Source organism: Antrihabitans cavernicola (genome assembly GCF_008297975.1).
In the GTDB taxonomy this organism is placed as follows: Bacteria; Actinomycetota; Actinomycetes; order Mycobacteriales; family Mycobacteriaceae; genus Antrihabitans; species Antrihabitans cavernicola.
This window is the reverse complement of sequence record NZ_VLNY01000014.1, coordinates 91,769-115,344: the sequence shown is the minus strand read 5'-3', so window position 1 is coordinate 115,344 and position 23,576 is coordinate 91,769. Positions and strand designations below refer to the sequence as shown.

At 64.4% G+C, this 23,576-nt stretch carries 21 protein-coding genes, 1 tRNA gene and 1 pseudogene; 11 read left to right on the top strand and 12 right to left on the bottom strand.

What is annotated here, in order from left to right; translation table 11 throughout:
* Positions 1–13 precede the first annotated feature (13 nt).
* Complete coding sequence (locus FOY51_RS22350) at positions 14–286, bottom strand: hypothetical protein (protein ID WP_149432478.1); 273 nt, start codon at positions 284–286, stop codon at positions 14–16.
* 176 nt (positions 287–462) lie between these two features.
* On the opposite strand from FOY51_RS22350, the gene FOY51_RS22345 reads away from it, so the two are divergent.
* Positions 463–539: transfer RNA gene (locus FOY51_RS22345), tRNA-Pro, on the top strand.
* Between the two features lie 194 nt (positions 540–733).
* A complete protein-coding gene (locus FOY51_RS27305; RefSeq protein ID WP_187776429.1) occupies positions 734–1,003 on the top strand; it encodes a hypothetical protein in 270 nt (89 codons plus the stop codon).
* 163 nt (positions 1,004–1,166) lie between these two features.
* Here FOY51_RS27305 and FOY51_RS22335 read toward each other — a convergent pair whose 3' ends face one another.
* Positions 1,167–1,844 carry a TetR/AcrR family transcriptional regulator gene (locus FOY51_RS22335; RefSeq protein ID WP_149432477.1) on the bottom strand — a complete coding sequence of 226 codons (678 nt, stop codon included), beginning with the start codon at positions 1,842–1,844 and terminating at the stop codon, positions 1,167–1,169.
* Between the two features lie 72 nt (positions 1,845–1,916).
* Between FOY51_RS22335 and FOY51_RS22330 the strand changes: the two are divergent.
* The 8 genes and pseudogenes from FOY51_RS22330 to FOY51_RS22295 all read left to right on the top strand — a co-directional run bounded on the left by FOY51_RS22330 (position 1,917) and on the right by FOY51_RS22295 (position 12,456).
* A pseudogene (locus FOY51_RS22330) lies at positions 1,917–3,607 on the top strand (acyl-CoA carboxylase subunit beta).
* A 7-nt stretch (positions 3,608–3,614) separates the two neighbouring features.
* Positions 3,615–4,454: an enoyl-CoA hydratase/isomerase family protein gene (locus tag FOY51_RS22325; RefSeq protein ID WP_149432476.1), complete on the top strand. Its 840-nt coding sequence runs from the start codon at positions 3,615–3,617 to the stop codon at positions 4,452–4,454.
* Positions 4,451–6,406 (top strand): ATP-binding protein, encoded by a 1,956-nt coding sequence (locus FOY51_RS22320; protein WP_149432475.1) that lies wholly within the window; start codon positions 4,451–4,453, stop codon positions 6,404–6,406. The genes FOY51_RS22325 and FOY51_RS22320 overlap by 4 nt, the downstream gene beginning before the upstream one ends.
* Entirely contained in the window at positions 6,403–7,554 is a 1,152-nt protein-coding gene (locus FOY51_RS22315) for an acyl-CoA dehydrogenase family protein (protein ID WP_149432474.1), read from the top strand. The genes FOY51_RS22320 and FOY51_RS22315 overlap by 4 nt, the downstream gene beginning before the upstream one ends.
* A complete protein-coding gene (locus FOY51_RS22310; protein WP_149432473.1) occupies positions 7,551–9,344 on the top strand; it encodes an acyclic terpene utilization AtuA family protein in 1,794 nt (597 codons plus the stop codon). Before FOY51_RS22315 ends, FOY51_RS22310 begins: the two co-directional genes overlap by 4 nt.
* Positions 9,341–10,486: an acyl-CoA dehydrogenase family protein gene (locus FOY51_RS22305; protein WP_149432472.1), complete on the top strand. Its 1,146-nt coding sequence runs from the start codon at positions 9,341–9,343 to the stop codon at positions 10,484–10,486. The genes FOY51_RS22310 and FOY51_RS22305 overlap by 4 nt, the downstream gene beginning before the upstream one ends.
* Positions 10,483–11,550 (top strand): 3-hydroxyacyl-CoA dehydrogenase family protein, encoded by a 1,068-nt coding sequence (locus tag FOY51_RS22300; RefSeq protein WP_149432471.1) that lies wholly within the window; start codon positions 10,483–10,485, stop codon positions 11,548–11,550. Before FOY51_RS22305 ends, FOY51_RS22300 begins: the two co-directional genes overlap by 4 nt.
* Before the next feature lie 72 nt (positions 11,551–11,622).
* Entirely contained in the window at positions 11,623–12,456 is an 834-nt protein-coding gene (locus tag FOY51_RS22295) for an SDR family oxidoreductase (protein ID WP_214633135.1), read from the top strand.
* Between the two features lie 100 nt (positions 12,457–12,556).
* Here FOY51_RS22295 and FOY51_RS22290 read toward each other — a convergent pair whose 3' ends face one another.
* The 6 genes from FOY51_RS22290 to FOY51_RS22265 form a co-directional block, all read right to left on the bottom strand.
* Positions 12,557–12,898, bottom strand: a complete 342-nt coding sequence (locus FOY51_RS22290) for a hypothetical protein (RefSeq protein ID WP_149432469.1) — start codon at positions 12,896–12,898, stop codon at positions 12,557–12,559.
* Positions 12,899–12,929: 31 nt separating this feature from the next.
* On the bottom strand, positions 12,930–13,670 hold the full coding sequence (locus tag FOY51_RS22285; RefSeq protein WP_149432486.1) for an HAD family hydrolase: 741 nt from the start codon (positions 13,668–13,670) through the stop codon (positions 12,930–12,932).
* Between the two features lie 2 nt (positions 13,671–13,672).
* Positions 13,673–16,012 (bottom strand): glycoside hydrolase family 65 protein, encoded by a 2,340-nt coding sequence (locus tag FOY51_RS22280; RefSeq protein ID WP_149432468.1) that lies wholly within the window; start codon positions 16,010–16,012, stop codon positions 13,673–13,675.
* Positions 16,009–17,013: a carbohydrate kinase family protein gene (locus FOY51_RS22275; protein ID WP_149432467.1), complete on the bottom strand. Its 1,005-nt coding sequence runs from the start codon at positions 17,011–17,013 to the stop codon at positions 16,009–16,011. The genes FOY51_RS22280 and FOY51_RS22275 overlap by 4 nt, the downstream gene beginning before the upstream one ends.
* 29 nt (positions 17,014–17,042) lie before the next feature.
* Positions 17,043–18,530, bottom strand: coding sequence for a sugar porter family MFS transporter (locus FOY51_RS22270; protein WP_149432466.1), 1,488 nt, complete (start codon positions 18,528–18,530; stop codon positions 17,043–17,045).
* A gap of 128 nt (positions 18,531–18,658) precedes the next feature.
* Complete coding sequence (locus tag FOY51_RS22265; RefSeq protein ID WP_149432465.1) at positions 18,659–19,846, bottom strand: ROK family transcriptional regulator; 1,188 nt, start codon at positions 19,844–19,846, stop codon at positions 18,659–18,661.
* 115 nt (positions 19,847–19,961) lie between these two features.
* Between FOY51_RS22265 and FOY51_RS22260 the strand changes: the two genes are divergently transcribed.
* A complete protein-coding gene (locus tag FOY51_RS22260) occupies positions 19,962–20,222 on the top strand; it encodes a hypothetical protein (protein WP_149432464.1) in 261 nt (86 codons plus the stop codon).
* A gap of 10 nt (positions 20,223–20,232) precedes the next feature.
* Here the strand turns inward: FOY51_RS22260 and FOY51_RS22255 are convergent, their stop codons facing one another.
* The 4 genes from FOY51_RS22255 to FOY51_RS22240 form a co-directional block, all read right to left on the bottom strand.
* Complete coding sequence (locus FOY51_RS22255; RefSeq protein WP_149432463.1) at positions 20,233–21,210, bottom strand: patatin-like phospholipase family protein; 978 nt, start codon at positions 21,208–21,210, stop codon at positions 20,233–20,235.
* 11 nt (positions 21,211–21,221) lie between these two features.
* Complete coding sequence (locus FOY51_RS22250) at positions 21,222–21,941, bottom strand: GAF and ANTAR domain-containing protein (protein WP_149432462.1); 720 nt, start codon at positions 21,939–21,941, stop codon at positions 21,222–21,224.
* 87 nt (positions 21,942–22,028) lie between these two features.
* Entirely contained in the window at positions 22,029–22,580 is a 552-nt protein-coding gene (locus FOY51_RS22245; RefSeq protein WP_149432461.1) for a type 1 glutamine amidotransferase domain-containing protein, read from the bottom strand.
* Entirely contained in the window at positions 22,577–23,380 is an 804-nt protein-coding gene (locus FOY51_RS22240; RefSeq protein ID WP_149432460.1) for an alpha/beta fold hydrolase, read from the bottom strand. The genes FOY51_RS22245 and FOY51_RS22240 overlap by 4 nt, the downstream gene beginning before the upstream one ends.
* Between the last annotated feature and the right edge of the window lie 196 nt (positions 23,381–23,576).

Genomic DNA, 23,576 nt, shown 5'->3' with positions numbered 1-23,576 from the left:
ATGAATCACTCGGCTACGTCCCGCCAGTCGAGTACGAGGCCACCTTGACCGGCACCTCACAACCAGCGAGCCAGCCGACCCCGGCCCTCGCAACCACATAGGAACTAAACCTGGGGTACTTCAGGGGTACTTCAACATCACGCTCGAACCACACATCCCACAACTCCGCAGCAATCGTGACCTTCTCGAACGCACACACGTTCTCCCGCACCACCACCGACGACAACGCCTCGAACAACGGCAAATCCGTCGTCAAATCCCCTGGAATGAATCCCCCATCGAACATGCCCCAATGATACTCGAACTAGTGTTCGATAACAAGGGAAAGCTGCTGCAGCAGAGCTGTATTGGCTGTACGCCCGCCGGTTCGAGAAGTCCAGGGAACAGTGTCGTAGGTATGTGATTGGCTCAAACGGCGCACACTGTTGTAATCTCATCGAGCGTTCGCATGCGGACGTGGAACGGGCTGTGGCGCAGCTTGGTAGCGCACTTGACTGGGGGTCAAGTGGTCGCAGGTTCAAATCCTGTCAGCCCGACCAGGTCAGAGATAGTGTTTTCATCGTTAGACAACCCGCAGCGCGGGACCACGCGGAACCGCAGGTAGTTCGACAGCAGTTGACGAGCGTCCGCGACGGACTGTTGGCTCGGGTGTAGGTATCGCTGGGTCGTAGTCAGGCCGGCGTGGCCGGACCGCCGCCGCGACCGACAGTGCCACCGCGGCAATCTTCTGCAGGTGGTGTACTGGCACGTCGGCGTCCGCCATCCAGGTGAGACCGGTGTGGCGCAGATCTGGGCGCAACATGAGATGGCGGGGCACGACGCGGAATCTGTCGGTGGTATCGCCTATCTTCGCGGTCATGAATTCGGTCCGGTGTCGCAGTCGCTGTCAGCGTCGATGCTGTCGAGCTTCGACGTGCTGGCAGCGGCGTGCCTGGCCGACACCGCGTCAGCGGAAGTCCTTGCGGTACTTCATAGCCCGACAATGCGCCGGGGTTCACGCTAACGGCTTGTGGTACGACGGAGCGGTCGATAACCGCGACCGTCGATGCCGGATTTAGAACGTGTCGATCACACGCTGACCTGCGTCTCTCGCGCCGCCCGGTCGTCGCTATTGCTCGACCTCTGACCCTTCGAACGGTATCGACACGGAGACTGCATGTCACTCGCTACGGCGTGACCTTGGCAAGTACTTCGTCCAACTTCGCCTCGATGGCCGCGAACCGGTCGTCGCGCTCGGCCGGGGGAGCCGCACCCGCGAGCAGGAGATCGATCACCTGGGCTGCCACCGCGCGGGTGCGGACCGGCTTTCCCGCAGCAATGCGACCTCGCGCCGTGTGTTCGAGGGATCCGAAAATCACGTCGCGGATCAGCGCGGACGGCATCTCGGGGGCGACCAGGCGCGCGGCCTTCAGTTCGTCGATCGCACTGACGTAGAGCCGGGTGTAGCGGCGGCTGCACTCCCGGACGACATCGGCGATCTCGGAGTCAGGTGCGATCTGTGCGCGCTGAACGAAGACCGCGATCAGGTCCCAGTCGGTTTCCATTCGTAAAGCCCAGCCGTCGACGAGGCGACGGAACTTCTCGACCGGTTCGGCCGGGACTGCGAGCGCTGCATCGGCTTCCACCTGCAACAGGTCGTAGAAGTCGCGTGTGACGGCGGCGAGCAGTCCGACCTTGTTGCGGTAGTGCAGGAACACGGTGCCTTCGACGACGCCGGCGCGCCGAGCGATCTCTGCGCCGGTGGCATCGAAGCCGAACTCGCGGAAGCACTCGTCGGCGGCGGCGCGGATGGCGTCCCTGGTCCGGTCGCCCTTCGATCTGATGTCGAACTGAGTGCTGCTCACACTGGGAAGTATTGCAAGAAGGCGGTTTATAGTCCAGCTTGCTTGACTTCCTGAGTGTGGCACTGCTCTGTCATGAGTGACGCTCAGAAAACGCTGAGTGCCGTTCAGAACGATGGGACGAGTCACGTGTCGGTGTTTCGGAGTCGAGTTGTCGCCAGTGGCGAGGAGTTCCGTACCAACCGCGACGGGATGCTCGCGATGGTGGACGAGATCCGTGCGTTGGAGCGGCGTGCCCGCACGGCGTCCGAGCGTTCTGCCGAGCGGTTCGCCACGCGAAAGCAATTGCTCCCGCGTGAGCGGCTGGCGCGTCTGCTCGATGCGGGTGCGCCCTACCTCGAGTTGCAGAACCTGATCGGCTTTGCGATGTCGGAGAACGGTCACGCAGACGTCGATCGCGAGACGTCGGTTCCCGGCGGGAGCATTCTGGCCGGCATCGGGTTCGTGTCCGGCGTGCGGTGCGTGGTCGTGGTCACCGACTCGGGCATCAATGCGGGGGCACTCCCCGCGGCAGCACTGTCGAAACTCCTGCGCTGCCAGCGGGTCGCGATGGAAAACCAACTTCCGTTCGTCCATCTGGTCGAGAGCGCGGGCGCGAACATCCCGTCCTACCGGGTCGAGGGCTGGGTGCTCGGCGGGGAGATGTTCGCCAACCTCGCGCGCCTGTCGGCCGCAGGGCTGCCGGTGATCACTGTGCTGCACGGCTCCTCGACTGCCGGCGGGGCATACATGCCGGGCCTGTCGGATGTCGTGATCGGCGTCAAGGGCCGCGGTAAGGCATTCCTGGCCGGACCGCCGCTGCTGAAAGCCGCTACCGGCGAGATCGCTAACGACGAGAATCTCGGCGGCGCGCAGATGCACGCCGAAGTCTCCGGGCTGGTCGAATACCTGGCCGAGGACGACGCCGACGCGATCCGGCTGGTTCGCGAGGCGGTCGCCCGCACTGCCTGGGGGTCGGGCCAATTACGCCCAGCCGCGGCGGGTTTCGCCGATCCGGCGTTGGATCCGGACGACATTGCCGGCGTCGTACCGATGGATTATCGGCAGCCCTACGACGTGCATGAGGTTATCGCGCGATTGGTAGACGGATCGGATATCGCCGATTTCAAGGGTCGCTACGGTGCGCAGACGGTGTGCGTCGAGGGTGAGGTGCACGGTCGTCCGGTCGCGGTCATCGGCAACAACGGACCGATCGACAACGAAGGCGCGACCAAGGCCGCCCACTTCATCCAGCACTGCTGCCAGGTGGGTACGCCTATCACGTACTTGCAGAACACGACCGGCTTCATGGTCGGCACCGCCTACGAGCGCGCCGGCATGATCAAGCACGGCTCCAAGATGATTCAGGCGGTGTCGAACGCGACCGTCCCGCAGTTCACCTTCATGATCGGTGCCAGGACGGCGCCGGTAACTACGGCATGTGCGGACGCGGCTACGGTCCCCGGTTCCTGTTCGGCTGGCCGAACGCCCGGATCGGCCTGATGGGCCCGGAACAGGCGGGCATGACGATGCGGATCGTCGGTGAAGCGGCGGCGAAGCGCCGAGGCGTCGACGTGCCCGCAGAGGTGTTCGAGGCCAAGGAGCGCGAGGTGACCGAACTCCTCGACCGGCAAGCGGACGCGTTCTATGTATCCGGCCGCGGCATCGACGACGGCGTCATCGACCCGCGTGACACCCGCAGCGTGCTCGGGTTCGTGCTCGCGACGGCTGCCGAAGCAGAGCAACTCGCCCCTCGACCGGTCAGCTTCGGCGTGGCCAGGATGTGAGCGGAAAATGCGCCTACAGGAACTTGATGGCGTGCTCGTCGAAGAGCGTGCGCGGGTGCTCTACGTCACCCTGAACCGTCCGGATCAGCGGAATGCGTTGTCGGCCGCGGTGATCGACGGTCTGAACCAGATCGCGCAGTATGTCGAGAAGGCTGGGTTGCGCGCGGTCGTGCTCCGTGGCGCCGGCGGTGTGTTCTGTGCGGGCGGCGATCTGAAGATGTTCCGTGACATCTTCCAGGGCGATGCACCGGACCCGGCGCAGATCGAGGCGGTGAACCGCAGCTACGGAAGAGTGCTCGCCGCGTGGGACCGGTTACCGGTCGCCGTGATCGCCGCGGTCGAAGGTGCCGCGATGGCCGGTGGGATGGGCCTGGCGGCGATCGCCGACATCACGATCGCGACCGCGGGTACCCGGTTCGCGCTCACCGAGACCAAACTCGGTCTCACGCCGGCACAGATCTCGCCGTACGTCATCGACCGCATCGGCCTGCACAACGCGCGACGTCTGATGCTGACGTCGATGGTGTTCGACGCCGACGCGGCCCGACGATTGAATCTCGTCGACGAGGTGGTCGCGGACAGCGCCGCCCTCGACGAGGCGGTCACGCGCGTCGTGAACCAGGTTCTGCGTTGCGCACCCGAGGCCAACGCGCTCACCAAAGAGCTTGCGCACGCCGCGCTTGCGACGCCGCGCGAGGAAATGCTCGATCACGCGGCGCAGCGGTTTGCACAGATCATGCTCGGCGACGAGGCGCGCGAGGGTGTTGCGTCGTTCCTCGGCAAACGTGATCCGGAATGGGTGACCGGGGCGAGCGAAGCGACGGGGAAAGGGACGCGGACAGTATGAGATTCGATACAGTTCTGATCGCGAACCGCGGCGAGATCGCGGTTCGGGTGATTCGCACGGCGAAAGCGCAGGGGTACCGAACGGTCGCGGTGTACTCCGATGCGGACGTCGATGCGCCCCACGTCCGCGCCGCAGACACCGCGGTACACATCGGTGCGGCACCGGCCCGGGAGTCCTATCTCGACGCGGACAAGCTGCTCGACGCCGCGAAACGCAGTGGTGCGCAAGCGATCCATCCCGGTTACGGATTCCTTTCCGAGCGCGCCGACTTCGCGCAGGCATGTGCGGACGCCGGCATCGTGTTCATCGGACCGACGCCGGACGCGATTCGTGCGATGGGCGACAAGGCGGCTTCGAAGCGGCTGATGGACGAGGCGGGCGTGCCAATGCTGCCCGGCTATCAGGGAGTCGAGCAGAGCGACGAGCGACTGCTCGTTGAGGCCGAGCGCATCGGCGTTCCGCTGATGGTCAAGGCATCGGCGGGCGGTGGTGGCAAGGGCATGCGTCTGGTCACCGATCCAGCTGATGTCGCCGGTGCCATCACGTCGGCACGGCGGGAAGCGTTGTCGGCATTCGGATCCGACGTGCTGCTGCTCGAGCGGGCGCTGTTGGGGCCTCGCCACGTGGAAATCCAGGTGCTCGGCGACGAGCACGGCCACGTGATCGCCCTCGGCGAGCGCGACTGTTCCATTCAGCGCCGCCACCAGAAGGTGGTCGAGGAATCGCCGAGCCCCGTGATGACGCCGGAGTTGCGGCAGAAGATGTCCGACGCCGCCGTGACCGCCGCGCAGAGTATCGGCTACATCGGTGCGGGCACCGTCGAATTCCTGCTCGGGGTCGATGGTGAGTTCTCGTTCCTGGAGATGAATACTCGGCTGCAGGTCGAGCATCCGGTGACCGAGTTCGTCACCGGCCTCGACCTGGTCGACTGGCAGCTGCGGATCGCCCAGGGCGAGCACCTGCGGATCGAGCAGGACGAGGTTCGGCTCACCGGGCACGCTATCGAAGTACGGCTCTACGCCGAGGATCCCGCCAACGACTACCTGCCGGTGACCGGAACGGTCACCGCTTGGGAGGCGCCGACCGGCGAGGGTGTCCGGGTGGACTCCGGCATCCAGACCGGCAGCGTCGTCGGCAGCAACTACGACCCGATGCTGGCCAAGATCATCGCCTACGGCCGGGATCGTGACGAAGCACGTCGTCGACTGATCGGCGCCCTCGAGCGCACTCGCGTGCTGGGGTTGACGACGAACCGCGGGTTCCTCGTCGACGTGTTGCGGCACCCCCAATTCGGCACTGGGGAGGCCACAACCGCGTTTCTGGACGAGAACGACTTCACGGGCGCACGAACCCCGAGTTCGCGCCACATTGCAGTTGCGGCAGGGTGGTTGCATCGCGAGCGCGAACGCGTCGCCGCCGTCCGTTCACCCGGGCTCGCGGGCTGGACCAGCGCCGCGGGCATGATCTCGGCAATGCGCTTGGGCGGCAGGGACTTACACCTGTTCCGCGACCCCGCCGGGCTGACGGTGACCGTCGACGACGCAGTGCATCAGGTTGTCATCGGCGACCGGTTGACGGTCGACGGGGTAGCCGTCGACGCGTTTGGCATCACACCGGAACCCGACCGCGTGGTCATCGCATTCGAAGACCTGGATCTCGACCTGCGCGACACCCTGCTCGATCCACCAGCGTCGGCCGAGCTCGCCGGCAGCGGTGTGTTGACCGCATCCATGCACGGAACTGTCACGGCGGTGCTGGTGAAGGTCGGTGACACCGTCGAGGTCGGCGATCAACTGCTCGTCCTCGAGGCGATGAAGATGGAGCGGCCCGTGCGCGCCGACATCGCGGGCGTCGTCACCGAGGTCGCACCGACCGGACAGCAGTTCGCCGCCGACGATGTGCTGGTCCGGATCGCCGCCGATCCGGAGGCCGCGGACAAGGACACCGAATGACCGGCGATCCGTTCGAAACCGAAGAGCGACAGGCGCTTCGCGATACCGGTCGTCGTTTCGCCGAACGCGAGATCGCGCCGCATCTCGACGACTGGGAACGCGACGGCCTCATTCCACGCGAGCTGTCGAAGACGGCGGCAGCGGCCGGACTCCTCGGCGTTGGCTATCCGGAGGCTGTCGGCGGTGAGGGCGGCGATTTCGTCGACTACACCGCGTTGGTCGAAGGGCTGGTCGCCGGCGGTGCATCGGCCGGGTTGCTCGCGGGGCTGTTCACGCATTCGGTGTCGTTGCCGCACATGGTCAAGCTGGGTACGCCGGATCAGATCGAGCGCTTCGTGAAACCGGCCCTGTTGGGCGAGAAGATCGGTTCGCTCGGTGTGACCGAGGCCGATATCGGATCGGACCTACCGGCCACTCGCACGACCGCGCGTAGGGACGGCGACCACTACGTCGTCAACGGGGCGAAGATGTTCATCACCTCGGGCGCACGCGCCGACTTCGTGACGACGCTGGTGCGCACCGGTGATGCGGGCGCGCAAGGCCTTTCGATCCTGGTGATCGAGGCAGGCACACTCGGTTTCACCGTATCGCGCAAGCTCGACAAGATGGGCTGGCTGTGTTCGGACACCGCCGAGTTGGTGTTCGAGGACTGCCGCGTTCCGGTCGAGAACCTGGTCGGCCCCGAGAACGGCGGCTTCGCGCTGCTGATGTTTCAGCTGATGTCGGAACGCTTGTCGCTGGCCCACCAGGCTGCTGCGGTCGCGCAACGCTGCCTGGACCTCACCGTCGCACACACGAAGTCACGCGTCACGTTCGGCAGGCCGCTCATCTCGCGGCAGGCGGTGCAGCACCGACTGGTCGAGATGCGGCAGCGAATCGAACTGTCCCGCACCTACAGTCGCAGCATCACCGCGCGCTTCGTGGCGGGTGAGCAGCCCGTCGCCGAGACGTGTATGGCGAAGATTGCAGCCGCGGACGCCTGCTCGTACGTGGTCGACCAGGCGGCGCAGCTGCACGGCAGCACAGGTTTCATGCGGGAGACCGAAGTCGAACGCCACTACCGGGATTCACGAGTTTTCCGAATCGGCGGCGGCGCAAGCGAGCCGCTCGCCGACTGGACGGCAAGGATATTGGGGTACACGGAATGAAGACGGTCATAATCGGCGGCGCCGCAGGCATGTGGGGCGATTCCTATCTCGCCACACCACAACTACTCGCGGACGGCCGCTGCGAGTACTTGATCTACGAGTCGCTTGCCGAGATCACCATGGCGGTGCTCACCAAAGCGCAGATGCGCGATCCCGAGCAGGGATACGCCCGCGAGATCATCGCGATCATCGGCGAGAACCTGGTGAAGTATCGCGACGGTGGGGTCAAGGTGATCACCAACGCCGGCGGCATCAATCCGAATGCGGCCGCGGACGTGCTGCGCAAGCTTGCCGCCGACGCCGGCGTCTCGGTGTCCATCGCGACCGTCACCGGCGACGACGTGCTACCGATCATCGACCGGCTCCGCGAACTTGATCTCCGTGAAACGAGCCGCGGCACAACCGTCCCCGAGCGGCCGATCAGCATGAACGCCTACCTGGGCGCGCGACCGATCGCCGCTGCGCTCGACGCAGGCGCCGATATCGTCATCACCGGCCGGTGTGTCGACAGCGCGCTCGTGCTCGGCCCGCTGATCCACGAATTCGACTGGGCTGCCGACAATTACGAGCAACTCTCGCAGGGCAGCCTCGCCGGTCACCTGCTGGAGTGCGGGCCGCAGTCGACGGGCGGTCTGTTGACCGATTGGCAGGACACAGGAAGCTGGGCCAACAGCGGCTATCCGATCGCCGAGGTATGCCCGGACGGGTCGTTCGTCCTCACTACCTCGGCAGGCACCGACGGCTTGGTCGACCGCCGGACAGTCGGCGAGCAACTCGTCTACGAGATCGGCGATCCGGCGGCGTACTTGCTCCCCGACGTGGTGTGCGACTGGTCCGGCGTCACTCTGACCGAGGTCGGAGTCAACCGGGTGCAGGTGACCGGCGCGCGCGGGACCGCACCGACGCCGACTCTCAAGGCGTGTGCGCAGGTGTTCGACGGTTCGCGAGCGCAGATCATGTTCTTCGTCGGTGGCCACGACGCGGTCGCCAAGGGCAGGCGCGTCGCGGCGAATATGCTGGATCGGTTGCGAACCCTGTTGGCGGCCAGGGGATATGCCACGTTCCGTGCCGAGCAGTTCGACGTGCTCGGCTCCGAGGGCACCTATGGCCCGCACGCACGTGCCGAGCAGACCCGCGAGGTGTGGGTTCGCATCGCAGTGCGCCACGACGACGCCGCGGCGCTGAACGTGGTGATCCGCGAGTTCCCGTCGATGGGACTGTCCGGACCGCCCGGCATGGGCGGCGGTGGCGCGCTGCCCAAGCCGTCGCCGGTGTTGGCACTCGACAGCTTTCTCGTGCCCCGTGAACTCCTGCCGGCCCACGTCGAGGTCGACGGTCGGCCGCTCACATTCGACGACGTGCCGGTGGACCTCTGCGTGGCACTCGACGGTCCACGCGGGTTCGACCCCGAATCGTCGGATGCCGCAGCCGATGGCGTCGAGATACCGTTGCGCGCCATCGCCTACGGCAGGTCGGGGGACAAGGGCGCCGACGTGAACATCGGTGTCATCGCCCGCGAGCGGGCATTCGAGCCGATTCTGCACAGCCAGGTCACCGCGAAGGCTGTCGGCGAATATCTCGCACACCTCGGCGGGACATCGGTGCGGCGGTACGCGCTCCCCGGACTGGGAGCCGTCAACCTCTTGCTGTGCAACGGCCTCGGTGACGGCGGCACCGGCTCGCTTCGGGCGGACCCGCAAGGCAAGGCGGTCGCCCAGCAGCTGCTCGACATGCCGGTCCGGATACCCGCCGACCTGCACTACCACCTTGCGGAGGAGTACCTGCGATGACCTTGTTCTCGACCGAGCACGACCAGTTCCGGGCGTCTGTACGCCGGTTCGTCGACCAACGGATCAATCCCAACGTCGAGGAATGGGAAGCGGCAGGAATCATGCCGCTGCGCGAAATCATCAGGAAAATGGCGAAACTCGGCTTCGTCGGACTCGACTACGACCCCGAGTACGGTGGCCAGGGCGCCGAACATCTGTTCACGCTGGTGCTCGCCGAAGAGTTGGGCCGGGTCGACAACGGCGCGTTCCCGATGGCGTTCGGCGTGCACAACGCGATGGCGACACCCTCGCTGCACAAGTATGGCAGCCACGAACTCAAGCAACAGTTCCTGGCGCCCGCGATGGCAGGCGACGTGATCGCCGCGGTCGCTATCACCGAGCCGGAAGCGGGCTCGGATGTGGCCGGGCTGAAGACCAAGGCGCACCGCGACGGCGACGACTGGATCATCAACGGCGCCAAGATCTACATCACCAATGCGGTGCAGGCGGATTGGTTGTGCGTGCTGGTTCGCACCTCCGACGAGGGCGGCTTCAAGGGCATGAGCCAGATCATCGTGCCCACCGACACACCTGGCTTCAGCGTCGCGAAGAAGCTCGACAAGCTCGGGATGCGCGCATCCGACACCGGCCTGCTGTCGTTCGACGACGTCCGGGTCCCCGTCGCCAACACGATCGGCACCATCGGCCGTGGCTTCCAGCAGCAAATGGAACAGTTCGTGCACGAACGCATGTGGGCCTGCTATTCGGTTCCGACCACGATGGACATCGCGTTGACCCGCACGAAAGACTATGCCAAGCAGCGCAAGGTGTTCGGCGCGCCGCTGTCGTCGCAGCAGTATCTCGCCTACGGGTACGCCGAACTTGCCGCCGAGGTCGACATGCTGCGGGTGTACAACCATGCCATCGCACAGGCGTACACCGACGGCGAGAACGTGACGCGGAGGGCAACGATCGCGAAGCTCAAAGCCGGCAGGCTCGCTCGCCAGGTCGCGGACTGGTGCGTGCAAGTACACGGCGGCGTCGGCTACATGGAGGAGACGTGGACGGCGCGCTTCTTCCGCGACAACCGGTTGCTCTCGATCGGCGGCGGCGCTGACGAAGTGATGCTGCGCGTGCTGTCGTCGATGGACGGCTTCGCATGAGCAAGGCGCGGGACTGGATCAAGGCTGATGCCCAGCGCACGGAGACGCTCGACCGCATTGTCGCGACCGACAACATCGCCGATGTCAAGGGCGCAGACTTCCTGGTCGAAGCGGTCTTCGAGGATCTGGACCTGAAGCGGAAGGTGTTCGAGGAGGTCGAGCCGTATCTGTCCGACGACGCCATCATCGCGACCGACACCTCAGTGCTGCCGTTGTCGGAGATGGCGTCGGCGATCAGTCGGCCGAAGGACTTCGTCGGTCTGCACTTCTTCTCGCCGGTGGACAAGATGCCGCTGGTCGAGGTGATCGACAGCGACAGTACGAGTGACGAGACGCTCGCTCGTGCACTGGATTTCGCGGTGCAGATCAAGAAGACGCCGATCGTGGTGAAGGACGTGTACGCGTTCTACGCGAACCGGATCATCTTCAAGTTCGTCGAACTGGCGTTGTCGTCGTTGGCCGAGGGCGCGCACCCGGCGTCGGTGGAGCAGGCCACCACTCAGGCCGGGTTCCCGGTCGGCGCGCTCGAATTGCTCGACGAAGTGAACATGAAGACCACGCAGAAGGTGCGGCGCGGTTTCATCGTCGATGCCGAGAAGACAGGTGTGCCGTTCGTCGACGCGATCGGTGGCCCGGTGACGGACCGGATGGTCGACGAGTTCGAGGGTCCAGGTCGGTTGGCAGGCAAGGGGTTCTACGAATACGACGAGAAGGGCAAGCGCCTCGGGTTGTGGCCACAGCTCATCGAGGAGTTCCACAAGCCGGATGTCGAGATCCCGTTCGAGGACATGATGGAGCGGATGCTGGTGGCGGCTGCGCTGAAGGCTGCCGACTGCTATGCGCAAGGGATCGTCAAGACCGTCGCGGACGCCAACATCGGCTCGATCTTCGGCATCGGCTACCCGGCCTGGACCGGTGGCACGTTGCAGTACATCAACCAGTACGAGGGTGGACCGGCCGGATTCGTCGCCCGCGCAACCGAACTCGCCGAGAAGTATGGTCCTCGATTCGAGGTGCCGGCGTCGCTGACCGACTTCGTTGCCGCCGGCCGCACCTTCGAGTAGGCGGACGTAACCACATCACCCGACAGGTCGCGAATCTTCGCACCTGACCTCTTGAAGGGAAGCATCTGCGTCGTGACGGGCGCAGGCACCGGACTGGGCCGAGCGGCTGCGCTCGAGCTCGCTCGTGGTGGCGCGATCGTCGTGGGGTGTGGCCGTCGCGAGGAACCGCTCGCGGAGACGGTGGCGTCGATCGAGGACGGCGGCGGCACAGCCGTCGCCCTCGAACTCGACATTCGCGAGTCCGACGCCGTGAACGAGGTGGTCGATCGCGTGCTCGCCGACCACGGCCGGATCGACACGCTGGTCAACAACGCAGGCGGGCAATTCGCGCTACCGGCGGAGTACATCACTCCCAACGGTTTTCGCACTGTGCTCGAACTGAACGTGCTCGGTACGTGGTTGATGACGCACGCGGTAGCGACGAAGGCGATGATCCCGCAGGGCGGCGGCAAGATTCTCAATGTCACGCTGTCGCCGCACGACGGATTCCCAGGTCTGGTGCACTCGTCCGCGGCCCGTGCTGCCGTGGAGAACATGACGAAGACGCTGTCGGTGGAATGGGCGCGCTTCGGGATTCGGCTGAATGCGTTGGCGGCCGGACACTTCGATACCGATGCGCTTGCGACACGGTACGTGCCGGGAGTGAAGGAGGATGCGCTGACCCGGGTCCCCGCCGGGCGTTGGGGAACCGTGGAGGAATGGGGCTGGCTCGTCACCTATCTCGCGTCACCGGCGGGCGACTACTTTTCGGGTTCGGTCCTGACGCTCGATGGCGCACGTGACGTGTTCGGCGCGGGGTCCTATCCGCCTGCGGGTCTGCTCGAAGCCGTCGAGGAAGCCGCGATCGCCACGAGACAGCATCGCAACGACATCAGGTTTGTCACGACAGGAGTTGACAGGAAATGACCGAAGTATTGAGTGCGGTGGGACTTGATGTCGAACCGATGGCGCGGCGCGGTCTGACCGGTCGAGCCAGCGAACACCATGACACATCAGTGGCCAAGTCTCACTCCGTTGTGCCCCAATGATTCGTCGGCCGAGATGGCAAATCGACAAAGCACTCCCTGGGGCTGATCGCCTCGGCAGGGACGACCAGATCGACGAAGATCCAACCGCGATCACCGCACTCGACTGGAACATGCACCGCCGCGACCCAGCGTCCGTCGGTCAATCGGTGCCACGCCTTCTGCTCGGCAGGCATTGTCCCGTGCAGTCTCAGGCCCAGCTTTCGCACGACGGCCGGGACGGCGACCACACGCTCGCCGCCGCCGATCGGTAGGACCTGGTCCATGTCGACGTAGACCGGACGCAGGGGCTTGAAGGTGCGGGTGAGCCTTCGATCGAACACAAGTTCGAGTATGCACCACCGTCGCCGAAATTCACATGCCGCCGTCCGGTAAGAGTTCGGCAAGGTCAGCCACGACCAGATCGGCACCCGCGGCGAGAAGGGCGGCACCTCCGACTCCGCGATCGACGGCTATTGTTCGAAATCTGCCCGCGCGCGCACCGGCGACTCCCGATATCGCGTCCTCGACCACGGTGCTGGAGTCGGGCGCGGCACCGAGTTCGGCGGCTGCAGCCAGGAACATCGCCGGGTCCGGCTTGCCGAGTAGACGATTACGTTCGGCGTACAGTCCGTCGACCACCACCACGAACCGGTCGAGCAGACCTGCTTCCTCCAGCACCATCCGGGCATTCTTCGAACTGGACACCACAGCCAGCGGAATCGTGGTGTGAGCGAGTGCGTTCAACAGTTTTAGCGAACCAGGGAAGACATCCACACCGTCGTGCAGCAGCGCCTCTCGGAACGCGGCGTTCTTTCGATTTCCCAGCCCAGCCACGGTGGCAGTACCTGGCGGATCGTCGTCGTTGCCGTCGGGAAGTGCGATGCCGCGAGATCGCAGTACCGCTCGCACCCCGGCATCTCTGGGCTTCCCGTCGATCAGGGCGTAGTAATCGGCGTCGGTATAGCTGTCCGCATCTGGCGCGGCACGGGGGAGATAGCCGGTGAACAGTTCTGCCCACGCCCGACGGTGCACGGCAGCAGTGTCGGTGAGAACACCGTCGAGGTCGAACAGCACTGCGGCAGAGGAGAACACAGTGTCATGAGCGGACGCCATCGTCACGTGCGCTCCGTTTTCCCCACGGTCTGCAGGCGACCGGGGGAGAGCGAGACAGAGCGATCCCACACTGTGATGGTCTCGGCTGGTCCTGCGCCGATCAGTTCGAACGACGCGTCGTCGTGCCCCAAGTCGGCTCGAATCTTCCTTCCTCGCCAGTGCACCGAGAAGCGCAGGCGTTGCCACGATTGCGGGAGCGAGGGGGAGAAATGCAGTCCGTCCGAGGATGCGAGGAATCCGCCGAAGCCATGTGTCGCAACTTGCCAGGTGCCTCCTGCCGAGGCGATGTGCATGCCCTCTTCGGTATTGCCCTGGTTGTCGTCGAGATCCACGAACGCCGATCGAGCGAAATAGCGCTCGGCCTTGCTTGCATCGCCTACCTGCAGACCGACTATGGCATGGATGGATGGACTCAGCGACGACTTGTGGAGCGTTCGCGGTTCGTAGAATTCGTAGTTCGCGCGTCGGGTAGCCAACGAGTAGTCGTCGGGCAACAGGAACATCAACATCACGACGTCGGGTTGTTTGAGCAGCGATGTGTCCTCGCAGTTGAAGTGGTTGTAGCCCTTGGGATACCGAGGCATATCGTTCGCGTCCCATTCGGTGACCGGGACGACCGCGCGATCGAAGTAGCCGTCGAATTGTTCGATGACGCCGCAGTCGGGATCGGTCGGGGCGACGATGCGACGTGCTGAATCGGCCCAGGCGGCCGCGTCGTCTGCAGTCACACCGATCCGCTGTTCCAAATCGGCGAGTGCGCGTGGACGTTCTGCGGTCATCGCGCTGTGCACCGCGACCGCGCGTTCGAGATGCCACTGCACCATTCGGTTGGTGAAGGCGTTGTCGTCGACGTGCGAATGGAATTCGTCGGGACCCATCACGGTGCGCAATGCCAGCGCGTCGTCGTCGGACTCACACCGGTCGACCCAGTAGCGCGCGGTTTCGAACAGAATCTCCGCGCCTTCGCCGTACAGATAGTCGACGTCGCCGGTGATGTCGGCATACCGCACGATCGCGTATGCGACGTCCGCCGTGACGTGTAGTTCCTCGTCTCGCGTGTAGAAGCGATTCAGTCCGTCCGGTGTGAACAGCGGACATTCTTCCAATCCGGTATCCGCCGACTCCCAGGGATAGCGCGCGCCTCGGGTCTCGTTGTCGGACGATACTTTTCGCGCCCCGGGCAGCGTGTGGTGACGGTATCCGAGCAACGCGCGTGCCGTCTTCGGCTGCGTGAACATGTAGAAGGGCAGCATCATGATCTCGGTGTCCCAGAACACGTGCCCTCGATAGCCCTCTCCGGACAGAGATTTGGCGCCGATGTTGACGGTGGGATCGTCCGGGTTGGCCGCGATCAACAGGTGATAGATGCCGAAACGCAGTGCGAGCGCGGCGCGTTCGTCACCGACTATCTCGCAATCGGAGTCGGCCCACAGCTGTGCCCATGCAGCCGACGACGACGCCTGTGCAGTTTCGAAATCGGCGGTCCGAAGCAGCGTGTTCGATGCACGCGACAACGGTGCGCCCGACTCACCCGGGTCACGGCTGGTGGCGATGCCGACCAGCTTGTCCAGGGTGACGCTTACGCCGGCATCGACGTCGAAATCCACCTCGACGCCGACGTAGTCGTGACGGCGGACCTGACGTCGTCGTGCCGGGGTGGTGTCCACACCGACGTCGCAGACATACGCGATCTGGATGTCGGAATCGATCGTGCGACACACCAGGTGTCCCGTCTCGCCGACGAAACCGGTTTCTTCGCAATGGAAGTGGGTCGACCGCGCCCATTTGTCCCACTTGAGATCGTGCGGAAACGTCGTCCCGTCCGGATAGGCCGGAAGGCGCTCGAGATTCTTCCGGTCTCCGTCGATGCCGGTTCGGACCGTGATGTCGGCTGGGCGGTCCAGCGGTGTCACCTCGAGTCGGAGAGCGGTCAGGTCGCGGTTCGCCATGCTCGCGAATCGTTCGGTCCGAATGCGAACGCGCGCATCGTTGGCGACCATGAACACGGTGTCGCGGCTCAGTACGCCGGTCCTCAGATCGAGCGAACGGCGATGGGACGCAACGGTAGCGGCGAGGGGGTCCAGCAGCAGGCCGTCGACGTACACCTCGGTGGTGAGCCAGTCGGGTGCGTTGACGAGGTCGATGACGGGGGAGTCGTAGGCGTCGTAGACCCCTGCGAGGAACGTACCGGGCAGGGCACCGGTGTGGCGTTCTTCCAGCGACCCTCGCGTGCCGAGTCGACCGTTGCCGACTGTGAAGACTGTCTCGAAGTAGTTGGCGCGTAGGGGATCCCAGCCCTCCTCGGTGACGGTCCAGGTGCCGGTATCGACAGCGGTGGTCATCGAGCCACCGCTTCGGCGCCGTACGCTTCGCGAATCTGGGCGTTGGTTCCCTCGAGGTCGAGGTACACCGACAGGTCGCTCCCGGAACACCGCTGTGCTCCCATCGCGTTGCCATACCTGGCAGCAGTCACGAAGTCCCCGGACTCCAGGTAGCCGAACGCCATGCCTGCGGCGAAGGAGTCGCCGCAACCCGTGGTGTCGACCACGTTCTCGACGCTGATCCGCGGAACGGTTTCCTCGCGATGCTCACCATCGGCCCCGCGGAAGAACAGCACGCAGCCTTCCTCGTCGAGCGTGACGCACACCGCCTTGACGCCACGATCGAGGCAATGCGTGGCGAATTCGGCGAGCTGATCGCGCGGCAGCGGGGCTCCGAAGAGGTCCGGATCGCTGCCCGGAGGCGGAAACCAGGAACAGCCGGCCTCCTCGAGGTTCATCTTCATGATGTCGATGGTCGGCAACCAGGCATCGCGATCGATCCAGAGTCGACTGACTCGGTGGCCCGCCGCCGTCAGCGCAACCGTCGGGCCGTGGCAATCCAGCAGGATCGGCGCGTCGCTGTGTGCCTTGATGTACGCAAGCGTCGGCTGTGCCACTTCGTAGTCCGTGATCGGTACACAGACGAACGCGTCCGAATCGAGTGCGAACTCGACGTCCTGCGGTTGGATCGGGTGCATGAATCCCGTTTGCCGTTCGTCGCGGAAGTTCTGGTCGCGGAACCGCAACTCGACGACGTCACCACGATCGCTGTCGGCACGGATGCCGGTGAGGTCGACGTTCGAGTAGACCTCGAGCTGCCGGCGAATTGGATCCAGATCTTCGCCACGGACATGGACGATAGGTCGGACGACATCATCTGGTCCGAGTAGCGACGCCAGTGCGGCGACGGTGTAGAGCACGCATCCGTACTTGTCGAATACCTCGCCGCGATGCGTGACGACGTGGTCGCGCGGGATCGGTCCGAGTACTGCAACCGAGCGGCCGGTGACGATTGTTGACATGGTGATTCTCTCCTGCAAGTCGATGTGGATCAGGATGCTGAGCCCGAGGTTGTCGGCGCGACGCCGGTTGCTTCGTCCATGTCCTCGAGAGCCATGCCCTTTGTCTCCCGAACGAATCGGGAAACGAATGCCAGCGAGATGAGCGCAAACAGGGCGTACATGCCGTATGCGAAGCCGAGGGAGAACGACTTGAGGCTTGGGAAGCTGACCGTGATGGCCCAGTTCGCCGCCCATTGCCCAGCGGCCGCCAGCGACAGTGCGGCACCACGAATCCGGTTCGGGAACATCTCTCCGAGCAGGACCCAGACGACGGGTCCCCAACTCATTCCGAAGAACACGACGAAGAGGTTGGCGGCCACCAATGCGATAGGTCCGGCCGCACCGGTCAGATGCGGTTCGAGCACCCCGTCGGCGTTGGGAAGCTGCGATGCTCCGCCGAAGCAGACCGCCATGATTCCGAGGGTGACCGTCATACCGATCGAGCCGATCATCAGCAGCGGCTTGCGGCCGATCTTGTCGACGAGTGCGATCGCGACGATGGTCGTCGCAATGTTGACTATCGACGTGAACACACTGGTCTGGAACGCCTGGCTCTCTTTGAAACCGACTGCCTCCCACAGGATGTTCGAGTAGTAGAAGATGACGTTGATGCCGACGGCCTGTTGGAAGATGGATAGGAACAGTCCCACCCAGACGATCGGATAGATCCCGCCGGTCGGTCGTTTGAGGTCGCGCCAGGACGGCTCGGAGTCACCCTTGAGGCTCGTCTGGATTCTTGTGATGGTCAGTTCGAGATTCTTCTCGCCGAACAGCAGGGTGAGGACTCGCCTGGCTTCCGGGAGGCGCTGGGTGGCGATGAGGAAGCGCGGGGATTCGGGGATCGTCGATGCGAGCACTCCGTACAACGTCGCAGGCACCACCATGGCGAGGAACATCCAGCGCCACGCCTCCAGCCCGAACGCCAGGTGCTCACCTGCGCCACCGGCGAGATGGGCCAAAACGTAGTCCACCAGCAGGGACAAGAAAATGCCCAGCACAATCGCGAGTTGTTGAAGGGACCCGAGCCGCCCACGGATTCGCGCAGGCGAGGTCTCCGCGATGTACGCCGGAGCGATCACCGACGCGATGCCGACGCCCACGCCGCCGATCACGCGGAAGATCACCAGCGTCCAGATTTCCGGTGCCAATGCAGTGCCGACTGCGCTGATGAAGAACAGCACGGCCGCGATCCGCATCACCTTCAGGCGGCCGATCTTGTCCGCGATCCGACCGGCGGACATCGCGCCTGCGGCGGCACCGAGCAGCGCGGACGCCACCGCGAAGCCGAGCACGGCGTCGGCAATGCCGAAATCATCTTGAATCGATGACACCGCGCCGTTGATGACCGCGCTGTCGTATCCGAACAGCAGCCCGCCCAGCGCGGCGACCGAGGCAATGAGGATGACGCGATTGCCCGAGCTTTCCTCGTCCCCTCCGAATACCGGCGGTTCGTTCGCGAACAGCGCACCTTCGCTCATTGGTGATCCTCTCGACAGGCCGAGCTGGCGAGAGCCAGACGACAGATGTGATTCGGCTCACATATTGCCGTCGTAACCGTAGGTGTACAAGAGGTAAATGAAAGCTACCGATGCGTAGCTGTTTTCATTCAGGAGGTGAACACAATTGCTGACTGTTCCGCTCTCGCAACGGCTCCGAGGACGTGCGCTCGAGCGCCGAGGGTTGCCGGCGCGATGCGGAGGGCGTGTGCGGCAGCAGGCACGCCGCATCGCTGGACCGTCTGCTCGATCGCGGGTACGAGGATCGTCGCTGCCTGCGCCAGTTCGCCGCCGATCAGTACGAGCTGTGGGTTGAGCAGGCTGCAGAGGTCTGCCAAGCTTCGGCCGACTTGCCGTCCCACGTCGTGCAGGACTCGCCAGAAGGACCGCTCGCCACGCTCCGCGCGTGCCACGATCTCGGTGATGGTGAGTTCGGTGTCGACCAGGGGTGCCAGCAGCGAGACGACGCGACGCGCGGACACCAGCGTCTCCAGGCAGCCCCGATTTCCGCAGCGGCACACGTCGCCGAACTCGTCGACGGTGACGTGACCGATTTCGCCGGCAGTCCCGGTGATACCGGAATACAGTCGTCCGTCCACGATCAAGCCTGCGCCGACGCCATCGGATAGCTTCAGATACGCCATGTCGCTGACGCCGACGCCGGCACCCCAGCGGTGCTCCGCCAGCGCGCCCAAATTCGCGTCGTTGTCGACGGTCACCCGAACCGGCAAGCCAAGGACAGAGGTTGCCAGCTCGGAGGCGTCGACGCCGACCCAGCCGGGCAGAATCGACGGCGACCCGACGCACCCGGTCCTGCGATCGATCGGTGCCGGGAGACCCATTGCGGCACCGACGATTTCGTGACGATCGACACCGGCGGTGCGCAAAGCCCTCTCGGTCAGGTCTGCAGTGACGGCCAGCCCGTCGGCTGCGAGGACGCTGGTTCCGAGTTCGGTCCTGTGCTGGGCAAGCACCTGATGATCCAGGTCTGCGACGGCGACAGTGACGTGGCGGTGGCCGTAGTCGACACCGATGACGAAACCCGATCGATCGGCCAGCCGCAGAATGCGTCGCCGACCCGGTGTGACCTCGTCGACCACCTCGCCGGCATCCCGAAGCTCGCGAGCAAGACTGGACACGGTCGCAGGTGCCAGCCCGGTCGCCCGAGCGAGATCAGCTTGCGTGGCTCGCTCGAGTTGCTGCAATGCCTCCCGCATCCGCTGGCGATTCAGTTCGCGCAACGCGGTGGTGGATCCGGGACGGACTAGGGCTCGCGATCCAGCGGTGTCAGGGTCCATCTCCACATAATCCCCCGAAGGGTGCTCACGTCCACCCCTGAGGTTGCTGGTCGCGACGCGATTTTTTACCGAGCATCGATTGCAACATCAATCACATGTCTCGAGGAGAACTCACATGATTCGCATCGCTGCAACCGCACTCGCTACCGTCGCCGCTGTCTCGGCCGTCTCGTTCGCCGGCGCGTCGGTCGCGAATGCCGCTCAGGCCCAGCAGGGTTGGCCGACCGGCAACGCAAGCCAGTGCCAAAGTCTCATCAGCCAAATCGACGACCTCAACACCCGTGCGGCACACCAACGTGACAACCGAGACGAGCGGCGGCTCGAGCGTCAGGCGCAAGATTTGTCGCTGCACGCGCAGTCGCTCGGCTGCATCTGATCGAGCAAGGTCAGTCGTCGTCGGATACGTCGAGTCCTGCGCTGTCTAGGGCTGCTGCCGTCGCTGTCCGCCCCAATTCGATCAATTCGGCGGCTCGGTGGAAATCGAGTGCTCGGCAGGCCGTCCGCGGGATCTCGACCAGCAGATCCGGCGGGTGGCCTGCACGTTGGTAGCGCGACAGGGCGGCCTGCATGACGTCGAGCGACCGGTTCATCACTTCGAGCCTGCCCAGTTTCGGGACCGATTGAACGGCATCGTCCGGTTCGGCGGTGTCGTCGATTTCCGAGTTCTCGTCCGAGGGTGTCGCCGACAACCGCGTCATCACCGAACTCACGGGGGACCGCAGTTGTTCGGCGCCTCGACGAAACTTGCCGAGCAACTCCTCGATGGCTCCCGGATCGGTGCGCACCGGCGTCCAGTGATCGCTGATTTCGGGCTCGCCGTTCACACTGATCCCGACCACCATGTTCGCGTCGATGCTTGCGGTGGCTCCGACCGGCAGCGGATCGAGAATGCCGCCGTCGGCCAGCACGCGGCCGTTGAGGACGGATGGTGAGATCACGCCGGGAATGGCGATCGAGGCCCGGATTGCGGCGTCGAGTGGGCCGTTCTGAAACCACACCGATCGGCCCGCCGCGAGATCGGTGGCAACAGCGATGAACGGGATCGGTAGGTCTTCGATTGCTATGTCGCCCAGCATCTCTCGTATTCGATCGAGAATCTTCGATGCGCGGATCGCGCCGGGTTCGAGTATCGACGGATCGAGCAGGCGAAACACTTCGAGCTGATTGAGGGTGAGTGCCCACTCCTCGTACTCGTCGAGTTTGCCGCCGGCGTACATGCCGCCGATCACGGCGCCCATCGACGACCCGGCGATGCCTGCGATCGTGAAGCCGCGACGCTCCAACTCACGAATCGCCCCGATGTGTGCGTAGCCGCGTGCGCCGCCGCTGCCGAGGGCAAGGGCGATCCGAGTCGATTCCGTCATGTAGCGATTACTCAGTTCAGCCCGCGCTCGGTGATCGATTCGGCAATCTGGCGAACCTTGACATTCCGCTCTTGCGACAGCTTGGTCAGCAAGTCGAACGCCTGGTCCGCGTTGATCGAATACTGCTGCATCAGCATGCCTTTCGCCTGCCCGATCAGGTCGCGGCTGTCCACGGCCTCACGCAACTGTTCTTCCCGTCGAGCACCTGCGAGAGCAACCGACGCGTGCGCCGCGAGGGGATTCGCGATCTGCTCGGACGATTCGTCGAACGCATTGACCGTTGTGGAATACATGTTGAGGGCACCGAGATGCGAATCCTCCACCCAGAGCTGGAAACTCAGCATGCTGCGCACCCCGGCAGCTGCTGCGGCCGGGCTGAACTGCGGCCAGCGCGATTCGGTCCGCATGTCGTCGACGCGAACCATTTCCTGGTCTCGCGCCGCGTCGACGCAGGGTCCCTGTTTGATGCGTTCTTGAAGGAGGTCGATCTTGTCGGGAATCGGGCCCGTCTGCCCCTTCGAGTCCAGTTTCGAGCCGTTCAACAACAGGGTGATGCCGGCGTCCTCGGCGCCGGGAATCAGGCGCGCGGCGTCGCAGATTCCGTTCAGAGTCGCGTCGAGATCGTTGTGGTCCTGCTGGAGCGTTCGCGCGATCTCGCCCAAGATCGTGCTCAGACGGACATCGATGTCCGCTGGACCATCGTGTTCCTCCGGTGGCGCCAGATTGACCATGTGCACGCTCCTCGACGTTCTGCACCGCCGGGACACCGCCGATGCACAGGCTCAATCGTATGCCGTCGAGGATTGCCGCTCACGCGATCACCCAGCGGCGGCGAATTCCTCGACGATTTTTGCGCAGAACGCCGGTATGTCGTCCGGGTCGCGACTGGACACCAAGCCGTTGTCGACTACCACTTCCTCGTCGACGACTGTTCCACCCGCATTCTTGATATCCGTGCGGATACTCGGGTACGACGTCAAGGTTCTGCCTCGGACGACATCGGCTTCGACCAAGGTCCAGGGTCCGTGGCAGATGACGCCCACAGGCTTGCCCGCATCGACGAAATCGCGCACGAACCGCACTGCCGACTCGTTCTTTCGCAGCTTGTCGGGGTTTGTGGTGCCGCCGGGAAGAATCAGCGCGTCGAAGTCGTCCGACGAGACCTCCGACACCACCGCATCGACCGTGAACTTGTCGCCCGCCTCCACGTCGTGGTTCATGGCTTGTATCTCGCCCGCGGCAAGCGATACCAATGTGGTTGTGGCTCCGGCATTGTCGACAGCCGAACGAGGCTCGGTCAGCTCGACCTGCTCGACGCCGTCGGTTGCGAGAATCGCCACTCTGCGGCCTGTCAGCTTCTCGGATGTCATCGTTGTTCCTTTCGCTTGCGTGTCGAATCGAGGATCAAGCGAGCAGTCTCTGCCGGTTGATCCCAGTGCGGAAAGTGCCCGCAATGCTCGAACCAGTGCAGTTGAGCGTCGGGAAACAGTTCTGTCGCGCGTTGCGCTTCGCTCGGCAAGGTGACTCTGTCGTTTCGCCCCCAGCCGATCACCACCTTCGACTTCAGACTTCCGGCCCGCGCGCCTTCCTGCTTGTGGCCGTGGACCAGCGCATCGAACGCCGCTTTCAGGCTGGTGGCTCTCTTGAAACTTCGTAGCTCGCCCAGCACCAGATCTCGATCCAGCTTCCAGGGCGCATTCGAAAACTGGAGCAGTAGCGCGGTCCGCCCGATCGCCGACGATGTCATTGCGGGGAGCAGCGGCTGAATTCCGCGAACCAGCGCTACCGACGGACCGACGGTTGCGCCGAAGATCTTCACTTGGGTGTCGGTCCAGAAACCGCCCGGATCGAGTGCCACCACGGTGCCCGCGTGGCCACGACGTGCCATCTCGAGCACCATGCGCGCGCCCATCGAACTGCCGACGATGTCGGCATCGACCAGGTCGTTTTCCTGCAGAAACACCTCGACGGCATCGGTGAGAGTCTCGATGGTCACGTCACCGGTCAGGGGTGGACTCTCACCGAAGCCCGGCAGATCGAAAGCGATCACTTCTCGTTCGCGCGTCAGTTCCGCCATGATCGGCTGCCAATTCCCGAGGCTCGAACCCAGTCCGTGCACCAGTACCAGCGGCGCGCCGGATCCTTGCCGAACGACATTGATGTCCGACATCTCAGCTGCTCCTCGGCCTGGTCGCGGTGATTTCGGTGAGGGCGTCGGTGGGCTGCTCTAAGGTCTCGTCGGGTACCTCGGATACCGACACGCCTCTCGGGCCGTTGAGGACAACTGCACGCATGCTTCGGTTCCTTTCGTTGGACGTGTCTGTTCGAGTACCCACGCGGAACCGGATTCACACATCCGGTGTGAT

Coding starts and splice junctions, on each gene's coding strand:
- FOY51_RS22260 (WP_149432464.1), top strand. CDS start 19,962: ATGATTCGCATCGCTGCAACCGCACTCGCTACCGTCGCCGCTGTCTCG.
- FOY51_RS22300 (WP_149432471.1), top strand. CDS start 10,483: ATGAGCAAGGCGCGGGACTGGATCAAGGCTGATGCCCAGCGCACGGAG.
- FOY51_RS22305 (WP_149432472.1), top strand. CDS start 9,341: ATGACCTTGTTCTCGACCGAGCACGACCAGTTCCGGGCGTCTGTACGC.
- FOY51_RS22315 (WP_149432474.1), top strand. CDS start 6,403: ATGACCGGCGATCCGTTCGAAACCGAAGAGCGACAGGCGCTTCGCGAT.
- FOY51_RS22280 (WP_149432468.1), bottom strand. CDS start 16,012: ATGACCACCGCTGTCGATACCGGCACCTGGACCGTCACCGAGGAGGGC.
- FOY51_RS22275 (WP_149432467.1), bottom strand. CDS start 17,013: ATGTCAACAATCGTCACCGGCCGCTCGGTTGCAGTACTCGGACCGATC.
- FOY51_RS22255 (WP_149432463.1), bottom strand. CDS start 21,210: ATGACGGAATCGACTCGGATCGCCCTTGCCCTCGGCAGCGGCGGCGCA.
- FOY51_RS22350 (WP_149432478.1), bottom strand. CDS start 286: ATGTTCGATGGGGGATTCATTCCAGGGGATTTGACGACGGATTTGCCG.
- FOY51_RS22245 (WP_149432461.1), bottom strand. CDS start 22,580: ATGACATCCGAGAAGCTGACAGGCCGCAGAGTGGCGATTCTCGCAACC.
- FOY51_RS22325 (WP_149432476.1), top strand. CDS start 3,615: ATGCGCCTACAGGAACTTGATGGCGTGCTCGTCGAAGAGCGTGCGCGG.
- FOY51_RS22240 (WP_149432460.1), bottom strand. CDS start 23,380: ATGTCGGACATCAATGTCGTTCGGCAAGGATCCGGCGCGCCGCTGGTA.
- FOY51_RS22320 (WP_149432475.1), top strand. CDS start 4,451: ATGAGATTCGATACAGTTCTGATCGCGAACCGCGGCGAGATCGCGGTT.
- FOY51_RS22265 (WP_149432465.1), bottom strand. CDS start 19,846: ATGGACCCTGACACCGCTGGATCGCGAGCCCTAGTCCGTCCCGGATCC.
- FOY51_RS22285 (WP_149432486.1), bottom strand. CDS start 13,670: ATGGCGTCCGCTCATGACACTGTGTTCTCCTCTGCCGCAGTGCTGTTC.
- FOY51_RS22310 (WP_149432473.1), top strand. CDS start 7,551: ATGAAGACGGTCATAATCGGCGGCGCCGCAGGCATGTGGGGCGATTCC.
- FOY51_RS22270 (WP_149432466.1), bottom strand. CDS start 18,530: ATGAGCGAAGGTGCGCTGTTCGCGAACGAACCGCCGGTATTCGGAGGG.
- FOY51_RS22250 (WP_149432462.1), bottom strand. CDS start 21,941: ATGGTCAATCTGGCGCCACCGGAGGAACACGATGGTCCAGCGGACATC.